Here is a 12,620-nt window from a genome sequence, read left to right as displayed (position 1 = left end):
GGAGCCCGCCCCCGTGCCGATCATCTCCCCCAGCGATCTGCTGCTGCCCGCCGAGCCCGGCCTGCGTGCCCTGGCCCGCGAGCTGTACGCGCTCGCCGCACAGCAGCCGATCATCTCCCCGCACGGGCACGTCGACCCCGGGCTGCTGGCCGACGACCAGCCGTTCCCCGACCCGGCCCGGCTGCTCGTCGTACCCGACCACTACCTGACCCGGATGCTGCTCAGCCAGGGCGTACCCCCGGCCGACCTGGGCGTGCCCAGCGTCGACGGCAGCCCGGTGGAAACCGACGGGCGGACCATCTGGCGGCGCTTCGCCGCGCACTGGCACCTGTTCCGCGGCACCCCGTCCCGGCTGTGGCTGGAGCAGACGTTCCGCAACGTGTTCGACGTCGACACGCCGCTGGGCCCGGCCACCGCCGACACCGTCTACGACGCGCTCGCCGCGCGCCTGGCCGAACCGGGGTTCCGGCCCCGGGCGCTGTTCGAGCGCTTCGGCATCGAGGTGCTCGCCACCACCGAGTCGCCGCTGGACGACCTGGGCCGGCACGCCAAGCTCGCCGCCGACGGCTGGGGCGGGCCGGGCGGGCGGGTGGTCACCACGTTCCGCCCCGACGACGTGGTGGACATGGAGTTCGGCAACTGGGCGGCAAACGTGGACCGGCTCGCCGAGGTCTCCGGCGAGGACACCGGCACGTACGCCGGATACCTGGCCGCGCTGCGGGCCCGGCGGGAGGCGTTCGCCGCCGCCGGGGCCACCTCCACCGACCACGGGCACCCGACCGCCCGTACCCTCGATCTCAGTCCGGCGCAGGCCGCGGCCCTGTTCGACAGGGGCCGGCGCGGCCTGGCCGACACGGGCGACGCGGAGGCGTTCCGGGCGCACATGCTGCTGGAGTTCGCCCGGATGTCGCTCGACGACGGCCTGGTCATGCAGCTGCACCCCGGTGCGGTGCGCAACCACAACCGGTGGCTGCACGCCCGGCACGGCCGCGACGTGGGCGGGGACGTGCCGCAGGCCACCGAGTACGTGCACGCTCTCGCGCCGCTGCTGGACGCGCACGGCAACGACCCGCGGCTCACAGTGGTGCTCTACACGCTCGACGAGGACACGTTCACCAGGGAACTCGCCCCCCTGGCCGGCGGCTACGCGGCGCTGCGCCTCGGCGCGCCCTGGTGGTTCCTGGACTCCCCCGAGGTGCTGCGCCGGTTCCGCGAGGCGGTCACCGAGACGGCCGGCTTCTACAACACCGCCGGGTTCGTCGACGACACCCGCGCGTTCTGCTCCATCCCGGTACGCCACGACGTGGCCCGCCGGGTCGACGCCGGATTCCTCGCCCGCCTCGTCACCGAGCACCGGATGACCGCTGACGAGGCCGCCGAGACGATCGTCGACCTGGCGTACCGGCTGCCGAAGCAGGTCTTCAAGTTCGGAGGCGGGCACGCATGACCACGATCGTCGACGTCGAGGTGCACGACGTGCGCTTCCCCACCGCCGCCAGCGGCGACGGCTCGGACGCGATAAACCGGGGCGACTACTCGGCCACGTACGTGGAGCTGACCACCGACGGCGGGCCCACAGGCACCGGGTTCACGTTCACCAATGGGCGGGGCAACGAGATCACCTGCGCGGCGGTCCGCGCGCTCGCCCACCACGTCCGGGGACGCACCGTCGCCGAGATCGCCGCCGAGCCCGTGGCGTTCTGGCGCTCCCTGGCCGCCGACGTGCAACTGCGCTGGCTCGGCCCGGAGAAGGGCGTGATCCACATGGCCACCGGCGCGCTCGTCAACGCGGTCTGGGACCTGCGCGCCAAGCTCGCCGGAAAGCCGATGTGGCGCTTCCTCGCCGAGGCGCCCACCGACGAGCTGGTCGCGACTGTCGACTTCCACCACATCACCGACGCGCTCACCCCCGACGAGGCGGCGGCCATCCTCGACAAGGGACGCGACGGCCTGGCCGACCGGCTCGCCGGGCTGGAACGCGACGGGTTCCCCTCGTACACCACGTCGGTCGGCTGGCTCGGCTACCCGGACGAGCAGGTGCGCGCGCTGACCCGCGACGCGTACGCCCAAGGGTGGCGCGCGATGAAGATGAAGGTCGGCGGGCGGATCGAGGACGACCTGCGGCGGGCCCGGATCATCAGGGCCGAGATCGGACCGGACGCGCTGCTCATGATGGACGCCAACCAGGTGTGGGACGTGGACGAGGCGATCGCCGCGATGGGCGTGCTCGCCGCTGTCGACCCGTACTGGATCGAGGAGCCCACGCACGCCGACGACGTGCTCGGGCACGCCCGGATCGCCCGCGCGGTCACCGAGCTGACCGGCGGTCGCTGCCGGGTCGCCACCGGCGAGGTCGCCGCCAACAAGGTCATCTTCAAGCAGCTGCTCCAGGCCGAGGCGATCGGCGTGATGCAGATCGACGCCTGCCGCGTCGGCGGCGTGGACGAGGTGCTCGCCGAACTGCTGCTGGCCGCGAAGTTCGGCGTGCCGGTCTGCCCGCACGCCGGTGGCGTGGGCCTGTGCGAGTACGTGCAGCACCTCGCGATCTTCGACCACCTGCGGATCGGCACCAGCCTGGACGGCCGCATGGTCGAGTACGTCGACCACCTGCACGAACACTTCACCGACCCGGTCCGCACCCGCGGCGGGCGCTACCTGCTGCCCACCGCGCCCGGCTACAGCGCCACCATGCGCCAGGAGTCGATCGCGCGGTTCCGCTTCCCGGACGGCCCGGCATGGCGCTGACCCCCGACCGGCTCGGCCTGGCCACGCTGCGCCACCTGCCGCCGGAGTCCCGGCCGCTGCTGCGCCCCGGCACCGTGCCGGCCGGCATCGTCCACCTCGGCGTCGGCGCGTTCCACCGCGCCCACCAGGCCGTGCACACGGAGGCGGCGGTCGGCGCGGCCGGCGGCGACTGGGGCATCATCGGTGTCGCGCCGCGCAGCACCGACGTGGTCGACGCCCTGGCCGCGCAGGACTGCCTGTTCAGCGTCACCACGCTCGCCGCGGACGGCGCGGACACCCGGGTGGTCGGCGCGCTCACCGGGGTACGGCACGCCGCGAGCGACCCGGACGCGGTGGTCGGCCTGCTCGCCGACCCGGCGATCCGGGTGGTCACGCTGACGGTGACGGAGAAGGCGTACCGGCTTGATCCGGTGACCGCCGCGCTGACAGTGGACGCGGACCTGACCGCCGACCTGACCACCGGCCGTCCCCCGCGTACCGTGCCGGGTCTGCTGGTCCGCGGGCTGCTCGCCCGCGCCGCCGCCGACGCCGGGCCGATCGCGCTGGTGAGCTGCGACAACCTGCCCGCCAACGGGCGCCGGCTGCGCGGGCTGGTGGAGCAGTGCCTCGCGCTGGCCCGGGTGCCGGACGCGAGCGCCGAACGGGTGCTCGCGGCGGTGACCTGCCCCGGCACCATGGTCGACCGGATCGTGCCGGCCAGCACCGACGAGACCCGGGACACCGCCCGGCGGGCGCTGGGCGTGACCGACCTGGCGGCGGTCGCCGCCGAACCGTGGTCGCAGTGGGTGATCGAGGACGACTTCCCCGGCGGGCGACCGGCCTGGGAACGATCCGGCGCGATCCTCACCGGCGACGCCGGCCCGTGGGAGCGGCTGAAACTGCGGGCACTGAACGGCGTGCACTCCGCCACCGCGTACCTCGGTGCGCTGGCCGGCGCGGAGACGGTGGCCGAGGCACTGACGCTGCCGCACCTGGACGCGGTGCTGCGGCGGCTGCTCGCCGAGGAGATCGCGCCGAGCTTCACCCCGCCGCCGGGCGCCGACGTGGCCGACTACGGCGAGCAGGTACTGGCCCGTTTCGGCAACCCGGCGATCCGGTACCGGACGACGCAGGTCGCCATGGACGGCTCGCAGAAGCTGCCGCAGCGGGTCCTGCAGACCGTCGCCGACCTGCGGGCGGCAGGCCGGTCGGCGCGGTGGAGCGCGCTCGTGGTGGCCGCGTGGCTGCGGTTCCTGCTCGGGTACGCCGACGACGGCCGGCCGCTGCCGCTGGACGACCCGCTCGCCGACCGGCTGCGCGCCGCGCTCGCCGCCGGAGCGCACACCCCGGCCGGGGTGGTGGACGCGGTCTTCGCGCTGCGCGAGGTGTTCCCGCCCGACCTGGCCGCCGACGACGAGTTCCGCGCCGACGTGACCGGCTGGCTCACCGCGCTGGAACGCCACGGCGTCCGGGCCACGCTGGCGGACGCCCGGTGACCGGGAGCACGCCGGGCGGCGCCCGGTGAGCGCCGGCGGGCCGCCACGGGTGGCGTTGATCGGGGCGAACGGGCACGGCCGCTGGCACCGCCGGACCATCGCGGAACTGCACGCGGCCGGGCGGGCGCGCCTGGTGGCGCTGGTCGACGTGCGGCCGCTGGATGCCGAACCGGACGTGCCGGTCCCGCCGGAGGCGGCCGTTTTCACCGACCACCGGGCCATGCTCGCCGAGTCCCGGCCCGACGTGGTGGTGATCTGCACGCCGCCGCACACACACCTGCCGATCGCGCTCGACGCGCTCGCCGCCGGGGCGGACCTGCTGCTGGAGAAGCCGCCGGTGCTCGACCTCGCCGAACACCTGACGCTCACCGCCGCCGCGCACGCCGCCGGCCGGGCCGTGCAGGTCAACTTCCAGGCGCTCGGCTCGGCCGCGCTGACCGAACTGACCGGCGCGCTCGGGCGGCTCGGCCCGGTCACCGGCATCGCCACACTCGCCGCCTGGCAACGCCCGGACGCCTACTACGCCCGCTCCCCGTGGGCCGGGCGACGAACCGTCGACGGCCGCCCGGCGCTGGACGGAGCGCTCGCCAACCCGCTCGCCCACGCGCTCATGCAGTGCCTCGCCGTCGCCGAATCGGTCACCGGCGCACCCGTCCGCCCCGCCCGGATCGCCGTGGAGCGCTACCGGGTGCGCCCGATCGAGGTGGACGACACCACAGTGCTGCGACTGACCCCGCACGCCGGGCCGCCCGTGCTGGCCGCGCTCACCCTCGCCGCCGAGGAACACGTACCCGGGGAGGTGCTGGTCACCGGCGAGCGGGGCCGGGCGGTGCTGGAGTACCCCACCGACCGGCTGCGGCTACCCGGCGACGACACGCCACGCCCGGTGCCCGGCCGCCGCGGGCTGCTGGCGAACCTGCTCGACCACCGCGCCGACGGCACGCCGCTGATCGCGCCGCTGGCGCGTACCGAACCGTTCACCGCGGTGCTGGACGCGCTGCGGGACGCGCCCGTTCCGACGCTGCTCGACGGGGACCTGGTGCGCGTGGCGGGCGACGGCCCGCAGCGGGTGCGGATGGTGCGGGGCGTCGGCGCGGTGCTGCGGACCGCCGCGCAGACCGGCGCGCTGCCGTCCGAGGCGGGCGTGCCGTGGGCGGTCACGCCGTACGTGGTGGACCTGCCCGCGCAGTGAATGTCCCTCCAGGAGAACGGAACGAGTCATGCGTACCCGAACCGCAGCCGTCGCGGCGCTGACCGCCGCGCTCGTCCTCACCACCGCCGCGCCCGCGCCGGCCGCACCTGGTGAGCCGTCCCGGGCCGCCGAGCTGATCGGCCGCCAGGCCCTCGCCGCGAACGACGGCTGGGCCGCCGCCGGCACCGGCACCACCGGCGGGTCGGCCGCCACGCCGGAGCGGGTGCGCGTCGTGCGTACCCGGGCCGAACTGGTCGCCGCGCTCGGCGGCGACAACGCCACGAACGCCGCCGACACCACCCCCAAGATTGTGTACGTGGCCGGAACCATCGACGGTTTCGAGGGTCCGGACGGCACGCCGCTGGACTGCGCCGACCTGGCCGATCCGGAGTACTCGCTGCCCGCCTACCTGGCCGCGTACGACCCGGCGACCTGGGGGCGGACGAACCCGAGCGGGCCGCTGGAGGCCGCCCGGGTGCGGTCGGTGGCCAACCAGACCCGGCAGACCCAGATCAACGTCGGCTCCAACACCACGATCATCGGGCTGCGCGGCGCCCGGCTCACCGGCCTGACGCTGATGATCGACCGGGTCGACAACGTGATCGTGCGCAACATCGAATTCGTCGACGCCCGGGACTGCTTCCCCGCCTGGTCCCCCACCGACGGCGACACCGGCAACTGGAACTCCCAGTACGACCAGATCTCGGTACGGCGCAGCGAACACGTCTGGATCGACCACAACACGTTCACCGACGGCGACAACCCGGACAGCACGCAGCCCGTCTACTTCGGCCGGCCCTGGCAGGTGCACGACGGTTCGCTGGACGTCACGCACACCGCCAGCCTGGTCACCGTCTCCTGGAACCGGTTCACCGGCCGGGACAAGGTGATGCTGATCGGCTCGTCCAACACCGTCGGGCCGGACGTGGGCCGGCTCAACGTCACCGTGCGGCACAACCTGTTCGACGGCACGCTGCAACGGCTGCCCCGGGTACGGTTCGGCCAGGTCGACGTGCACGAGAACCACTACCGGCTCGGCGGGCCCGGCTTCGAGTACGCCCTCGGCGTCGGCGTGCAGTCCGCGCTGTACGCGGAGAACAACTTCTTCACGCTCACCGGCGACGCCGGCCCCGCAGACCTGCTGTACGACTGGGGCGGCACCGCGCTCACCGAGCGCGGCAGCTGGGTGCGCCAGGGCGACCGCCTGCCCCGGCCGGTGAGCCTGCTCGCCGCGTACAACGCCGTCCACGACCCGGACCTCGGCGGCGACGCCGGATGGACGCCGACGCTGCGCGCCGCCCGGCCGATGCCGGCCCCGCTGGTCCCGCTCGTCGTCGACGCCTTCGCCGGCGCCAGGCGGCTGCCGCTCTGACCTGCCCCGATACCCGCTCGCGTACCGCCTCCACGTCGCCGGCGTGACCGTCCGCTCATCCCGCGCCGGCGTCCCCTCCGGGGGGCGCCGGCCCGCCGCCGTTGCCGCCCTGCCGGGCCGCCGGCTGACACGCCGCCCCCGATGCGCAATGATCACGTTTGACGGACAGCGCCGCCGGGGGAATGAATCGGCGGTCACCGGGGACAACAGGGTGAGAATCGGGCGGTGACAGCGCGAGTGGGCGCCCAGGTCCGGGGACGGGCACGGGACGGAGGGCCGGACGTGACGGGTGGGACATCCGCGGACGTCGGCCCGGTCCTCACCATCGAGCTGCCGGCCGACCCGGGCCGGCTCGCCGCCACCCGCGAGCGGCTACGCGGCTGGCTGCACGCCCGGGGCGTCAGCGAGTGGGACGTCGAAACCGTCCTCATCGCCACCGGCGAGGCGTGCGCCAACGCGATCGAGCACGGGTACCGCTTCGCACCGGAGGGGATCACCACGCTGCGGGCCGAGCTGCGCGGCGACCGGTTGGAGATCGAGGTACGCGACCAGGGCGGCTGGCGGCCAGCCGACGGCGACGAGAGCGGCGACCGGGGACGCGGGCGGCTGATCATGGCGCGGGTGATGGACGAGGCAACCATCGTCGGCACGCCGGAGGGCACCTGCGTACGCCTGGTCAAGCGCCTGACCGGCGACGTGAGCGGCCCGGCGGGCACCGGATCTAGCGAAGATCAGCTATAAGGGACGCATGGAGTTCCCCGCGTACCTCGCCACCATGCCGATGCACGCGATCACCGAGATCCACGGTGAGCCCGGCCTGCTGGCCCGGTTCCGGCTGGAGATCGAGGCGTTTGACGAGGCCGACCGCGACCGGCTGACCGAGGCGCTCGACCTGGCCGCCGACCTGCACCGCGACGACCGGCGGGTACGCGAGCCGTACCTCAACCACCTGCTGCGGGTGTCGATCCGGCTGATGCACCACTACCAGGTGCGGGACGTGGACGTGATCGTCGCGGGGCTGCTGCACGACGCGGTCGAGGACCACCCCGCCGAGCTGGCCGGGCTCGACCCTTCGGCCACCGGGCCCGACGTGACCTCGGCGGCGCTCGCCGCGCTGTCCGGCCGGTTCGGGTCGCGGGTCGCCCGGCTGGTCGCGGCGGTCACCAACCCCGAGTACGACCCGGGGCGGGACCGCGACGAGCAGTACCGGGAGCACGTGGCGGCCAGCCTGGAACGGGAGCCCTGGGCTCGGGTGATCAAGGTGTCCGACTTCACCGACAACGGTGTGGGTGTGATCCACACGGTCGGGCCGAAGGTGGCCCGCGCCGCCGCGAAGTACCGCCCGCTGGTGCCGGTCTTCCGCGACCTGGTCGCCCGCCCGGACACACCGTTGTCGCCACCGGTCAAGGAGCACATCCTGGCCCAGCTCGACCTGGCCGAGGAACGCTTCAGCGCCATCCTCGACCACCCCACCTGACCCCCACCACGCCCCGTCGATCATGAAGTTGACCGCCGGGAGAGCGCTCCCCACCCCGCCAACTTCATGATCACCACCCGCCCTCGCGGCGTTGATCAAGGAGTTTGGGTCGCTCCGCCGGCCTGATTCGGACACAAACTCCTTGATCACCGCCCCGGTCGGCAGGCCGGGTGAGGGTGACGGGTGCGGGTGGTGGGATCAGCCGGTGGCGGGTGGGCCGGCGAGCCGTCCGCCGAGCACGGCGGCGACGCGGTCGCGCAGGGCGGGCAGCCGGTCCGGGTGGTCGTGCAGCACCACCCGCAGCGTCTCGTGGCCACCGGCGGCGACCGCGCCGAGCACGTCGAGCAGCGTGCCGAGCTGCGCGGGCGGCTCGTCGGCGAGCAGGTACGCCGCGTCGGTCACGACCACTGTCAGCGGACCGGCGTCGAGGCGGTCGGCGAGCGCGTCGGCCAGGGCGTCCCAGTTACGGCCGTACCAGTCGGGCAGGTCCAGCGCACCGGCCAGCGTCTCGTGCAGCCCGGCCCGGGTGCGGCCGGCCACGCCGGAGACCGGCACACCGTCCGGCTCGGACGGCGCAAAGTCGTACCCGAGCCAGGCCGGCAACCGCGTACCCATGATCCGTCCTTTCCCGACGGCGCCGGCCGGGCGTCGCGAGCCCGGCCGGCGTCGAGGCTGCTCAGAGCCGGTAGAAGTTGGCGTAGTGGTCGGGTGAGAACCAGGTCGCCCCGGTGCTCTTGTTGACCACGATCCGGTACGCGTCCCGGGAGGCGTTGCAGGCGCGCGGGTAGACGTCGTACTCGTAGTAGGTGGCGCCGGAGGGCAGCTGTTCCTCGTAGTTGTAGAACCGGCCGCCGGCGAAGTTGCACTGGCCGCCGCTCCACGAGTACCAGCCGCGGCTGGTCGGGAAGCTCTTCGCGGACCAGCCGGACCGCGCGGTGCGCGCGTCGGCGCAGCGGGACTGGGTGCAGGAGCCGTAGACGGCGGCAGCGGCCGGTTCGGCGAGCCGGGTGGAGACAGTGGCGGGGGCAACGAGCGCGGCGGCGGCCACGGCGGCGACCAGGGCGGACGCGGCGAGGGCGCGGCGTACGCGGGTGACGGCGGCGCGGAACGGGGTCAAGGGATCCTCCTTGAACGGGACGACAGCGCATCGACCAGCGTTGATAACCGGTCGACGCTCAGTCTGTCCGGGATCCTGCCCCCGGTACAGCCCCGATCCGGCGACGACGCCCCGAACCCCGCGTGAACACACGGCGGCGGGTGCGGACGGACGACAGGGGCCGCCCGTCCACACCCGCCGAGTGGAGCTAGTGCGAGAACGCCTGGAACTCGGCGATCCGCACGTTCTGCGCCTGCGGGCTGGCGGTGGCGCAGTCGGTCGCCGCCCGCGGGTCGTCGTCCTGCTCACCGGCGTAGTCCGGCGCGCCGGTGCACTGGTTGGTCAGCACCTCGACGCGCAGGTGCGTGGCAGTGGTGCGCGGGATGTCGAACGACCGCATGATCAGCTCCGGCACCCGGGGACGCGGCGCCACCGACGGGAAGGCGTCCGGCTTGCTGGTGTAGACCGGCCGGAAGTCCGCCGCGTCGGCGCACGTCACCGGCCCCTGCGCGGTGCACGCCAGCACCCGGAACTGCCGCAGCGCGGAGTACCGGCTCTGGGTGCCGGCATCCGCGTCACCGGCCACCGGCGGGCGCAGCATCGCGCTGACCTGCACCCGGCGTACCTGCTGGACGCCGCCGGCCAGGTCGACGGTGACCTGCCGGCCGGCGACCGGCGCGCCGAGCGAGGCCCAGTTGGTGGCCTCGTCGTCGTCGACGATCTGCGGCAGGTTGATCCCGTCACCGGCCACTGTCGCGCCGGTGGTCGCCGAGGCCAGGTTGGGTCGCAGCTTCACCGGCAGCGTCCGGTTCTGGCCCGCCTTGATCGTCACCGGGCCGATCCGGGTGTGCCCGTAGCCGGGGGCCCGCACCACGAACTCGTACGTGCCGGGCACCAGGTCCACCCGGTCGGTCAGCGGGGTCGCCGCGTCGGTGTCCGCGACCGGCACGGCCCGCGCCTGGTAGCGCCCGACGAACAGCTGCGCACCGGCCACCGGCCCGCGCTCGCCCACCGGCAGGAGCCGCAGCGAGCCCTCCCGGGCGTACGGGGAGGTGAAGCCCGGCGTGGGGTCGGGGTCGGTGTGGCCGACGCTGACCGCGCCCTCCCCCAGGCCGCGCTTGGCGAACGCGTTCCAGAGCAGGTCCTGGTTGGCCCCGCCGAAACGGATCCGGTCGGCGGCGAGCATCGCGTCCCGGGCGTCGACCATGCTGACCTGGCTGACCGCCATCAGCAGGAACGAGTCGAAGACCAGCTGGATCCAGCGCCGGTTGCCGGGGCAGGCGGTCACGTCGCGAGCGCCGGTCGCGCACGCCTTCTGGATCGCCGGGGTGCCGCTGCCCCAGCGGCGCATCATGGCCGCGCGGATGTCGGTGTTGGTGGCGCTCCACACCTCGCCGGAGGCGTGCACCTGCAGGCCGACGAAGTCGTAGTCCAGCGAGCTGTAGTTCAGCGGGCTGTCGCTCATGTTGTAGTTGCGGATGCCCGCGTTCGGGTCCTGCGTGGTGTACTCGCCGATGGTGAAACCGCGCCGGCCGGGCGCGGCGTACCCGTGCTCGAAGAGGTACTCCATCGCGAGCTGGTCGGACCAGCTCTCGCTCATGCCCTGCGGCGTGCTGACCCCGGCGCTCGGGCCGGCGATCATGCGGTTGGTGACCGCGTGACCGTACTCGTGGGCGATCACCGACATGTCGAAGTCGCCGTCGACGCAGGGCGCGTAGAACGAGCCGGCGGTGGGCTGCCACAGGTACATGTTGGTGGTCGGCGCGACGCCGTCCGGCGGGGTGATCTGGTTGGCGTTGTTGCGGGCCGGGAACGTCGGCGGGCCGCCGCTGACGCCACCGGCCTGGGCGTTGCCCTGCTCGGGGTCGTTACCGAGACCGCCGCGGCCGAGGTTGTCCTGCTGCATGTTCCAGGTCTCCTCGGTGAACCCGAGGTGGTACGTCCAGTCGTGCATCCGGTTGTGCATCGCGAACAGGTTGGCCCGGGCCGCGTCGATGTCGTTGGCGCGCGGCGAGGTGAACACCTCCGGGTTGCAGCGCTGCTCCTGCCACTGGTTCGTCCACGGGTACGCGTATTTGCGGTCCGGCCGGGGCGTGGCGGTCTCCGTGCCGACGCTGAACGCGTCGTTGCTGAACCAGTTCTGCACGGCTATCGCGTTGTTGCCCTTGGTCGTGGTGGTGGACTCGCCGGTCGCCGGGTCCACGTCCCAGGCCGGGTGCCCGGGCACGCCGACGACCTCGGCGCAACCGCGCGCCGGGACGGCGCACCACCGCTTACGGGTGTCGACGGAGGACCTGTCGACCCGGGGCGAGTTCGGGAAGACCTCCCAGGACGGGTGATCCGAGGCGTGGTCGATCAGGTCCTCGCGGACCAGCACGGCGCCGTCGCGGGCGTCCACGTAGGTGGAGTAGGCGGCCGGGTCCGCGCCGGTGGTGTCCGCGCCGAGGACCACCTCCCACGCCGCGCGCGGCCCACGGTCCGCGGTGGGCACCGCGACCAATGAGGTACGCATGACCTGCGCGTCGGCGCGGCCGGCATCGGCGATCGCCGCCGTGCGGGCCTGCTCGGCGCTGATCGTGGCCGGGGCCGGCGTACCGGCGTCCCGGGCCAGCGAGGAGCTGACGTGCCACACCGCTCCGTCGCGTACGCCGACCGACAGCATGCCGTCGACGGCGGCCGGCAGGTCACCGAAGCGCTGCCGGAGCAGCACCGTCGCGCCCTGCCCCATCGGTGCCACGGTCAGCAGTTCCAGCGCGGCGGCGCCCTCGGCGGTCAGGCCCAGCACGTCCCGGTTGGCGGCCACGTACGCGCGCGCGGCGGCGGCCGGGTCGGCGGGCAGGCCGGTGGCCAGCGGCTTGCCGGTGGAGGTGAGCGTGGCGGGCGTACCGAAGTCGGTCCAGCGCACGCGCGCGCCGAGCGCGGCGGCCCGGTCCCGTTGCCGCTCGGTGGCGGCGACGCGGCCCTTGCGGTTGTCGGTGGCCTTGGTGTCGTGCCGGTCGCCCGGCAGGTGGTCGGGTGGCGCCTGGGTACGGGTCTGTTCCCGGGGTGCCGCCTGGCCGCCGCCAGCGGCGGTCAGGACCAGACCGGCTGCCAGCAGCAGCGCGGTGGTCCCCGTCAACGCACGGGATGGTGTGCGCACGGTCCCTCCTGTCATCGTCGAACGGCGATGTCCGTTCCGCCATCCGACCAGGACGATCGACGCGCCGACACCATCCGAACATCCATAAATGTTGCTGCGTCGATTTCTCGATGGCGCCCACGGC

At 74.0% G+C, this 12,620-nt stretch carries 10 protein-coding genes; 7 read left to right on the top strand and 3 right to left on the bottom strand.

Annotation, left to right across the window (positions count from 1 at the left end):
* The first annotated feature begins 13 nt into the window (after window positions 1–13).
* The 7 genes from uxaC to A4R25_RS04640 all read left to right on the top strand — a co-directional run bounded on the left by uxaC (window position 14) and on the right by A4R25_RS04640 (window position 8,261).
* Window positions 14–1,447, top strand: a complete 1,434-nt coding sequence (gene uxaC, locus A4R25_RS04670) for a glucuronate isomerase (RefSeq protein WP_064445729.1) — start codon at window positions 14–16, stop codon at window positions 1,445–1,447.
* Window positions 1,444–2,745 carry an enolase C-terminal domain-like protein gene (locus A4R25_RS04665; protein WP_064445728.1) on the top strand — a complete coding sequence of 434 codons (1,302 nt, stop codon included), beginning with the start codon at window positions 1,444–1,446 and terminating at the stop codon, window positions 2,743–2,745. Before uxaC ends, A4R25_RS04665 begins: the two co-directional genes overlap by 4 nt.
* Window positions 2,736–4,220 (top strand): mannitol dehydrogenase family protein, encoded by a 1,485-nt coding sequence (locus A4R25_RS04660; RefSeq protein ID WP_064445727.1) that lies wholly within the window; start codon window positions 2,736–2,738, stop codon window positions 4,218–4,220. Before A4R25_RS04665 ends, A4R25_RS04660 begins: the two co-directional genes overlap by 10 nt.
* 25 nt (window positions 4,221–4,245) lie before the next feature.
* The gene (locus A4R25_RS04655; RefSeq protein ID WP_064445726.1) at window positions 4,246–5,412 is read left to right on the top strand and encodes a Gfo/Idh/MocA family protein; all 1,167 of its coding nucleotides are present in this window, start codon (window positions 4,246–4,248) and stop codon (window positions 5,410–5,412) included.
* 28 nt (window positions 5,413–5,440) lie between these two features.
* The gene (locus tag A4R25_RS04650) at window positions 5,441–6,784 is read left to right on the top strand and encodes a polysaccharide lyase family 1 protein (RefSeq protein WP_064445725.1); all 1,344 of its coding nucleotides are present in this window, start codon (window positions 5,441–5,443) and stop codon (window positions 6,782–6,784) included.
* 282 nt (window positions 6,785–7,066) lie between these two features.
* Window positions 7,067–7,525 (top strand): ATP-binding protein, encoded by a 459-nt coding sequence (locus A4R25_RS04645; RefSeq protein WP_064445724.1) that lies wholly within the window; start codon window positions 7,067–7,069, stop codon window positions 7,523–7,525.
* Window positions 7,526–7,532: 7 nt separating this feature from the next.
* Window positions 7,533–8,261, top strand: coding sequence for an HD domain-containing protein (locus A4R25_RS04640; RefSeq protein ID WP_064445723.1), 729 nt, complete (start codon window positions 7,533–7,535; stop codon window positions 8,259–8,261).
* A gap of 198 nt (window positions 8,262–8,459) precedes the next feature.
* On the opposite strand, the gene A4R25_RS04635 is transcribed toward A4R25_RS04640, so the two are convergent.
* From A4R25_RS04635 to A4R25_RS04625, 3 genes are all read right to left on the bottom strand, one after another.
* Window positions 8,460–8,876 carry a barstar family protein gene (locus A4R25_RS04635; RefSeq protein ID WP_064445722.1) on the bottom strand — a complete coding sequence of 139 codons (417 nt, stop codon included), beginning with the start codon at window positions 8,874–8,876 and terminating at the stop codon, window positions 8,460–8,462.
* A gap of 61 nt (window positions 8,877–8,937) precedes the next feature.
* Entirely contained in the window at window positions 8,938–9,378 is a 441-nt protein-coding gene (locus A4R25_RS04630) for a ribonuclease domain-containing protein (RefSeq protein ID WP_064445721.1), read from the bottom strand.
* Between the two features lie 187 nt (window positions 9,379–9,565).
* On the bottom strand, window positions 9,566–12,475 hold the full coding sequence (locus A4R25_RS04625; RefSeq protein ID WP_255361249.1) for a M36 family metallopeptidase: 2,910 nt from the start codon (window positions 12,473–12,475) through the stop codon (window positions 9,566–9,568).
* Between the last annotated feature and the right edge of the window lie 145 nt (window positions 12,476–12,620).

It is taken from the genome of Micromonospora sp. NBRC 110037 (genome assembly GCF_001652995.1).
GTDB lineage: Bacteria > Actinomycetota > Actinomycetes > Mycobacteriales > Micromonosporaceae > Micromonospora > Micromonospora chalcea.
Note: the sequence above shows the minus strand (reverse complement) of the source record. Positions and strands in the feature narration are given on the sequence as shown.

Coding starts and splice junctions, on each gene's coding strand:
- A4R25_RS04650 (WP_064445725.1), top strand. CDS start 5,441: ATGCGTACCCGAACCGCAGCCGTCGCGGCGCTGACCGCCGCGCTCGTC.
- A4R25_RS04635 (WP_064445722.1), bottom strand. CDS start 8,876: ATGGGTACGCGGTTGCCGGCCTGGCTCGGGTACGACTTTGCGCCGTCC.
- A4R25_RS04640 (WP_064445723.1), top strand. CDS start 7,533: ATGGAGTTCCCCGCGTACCTCGCCACCATGCCGATGCACGCGATCACC.
- A4R25_RS04665 (WP_064445728.1), top strand. CDS start 1,444: ATGACCACGATCGTCGACGTCGAGGTGCACGACGTGCGCTTCCCCACC.
- A4R25_RS04660 (WP_064445727.1), top strand. CDS start 2,736: ATGGCGCTGACCCCCGACCGGCTCGGCCTGGCCACGCTGCGCCACCTG.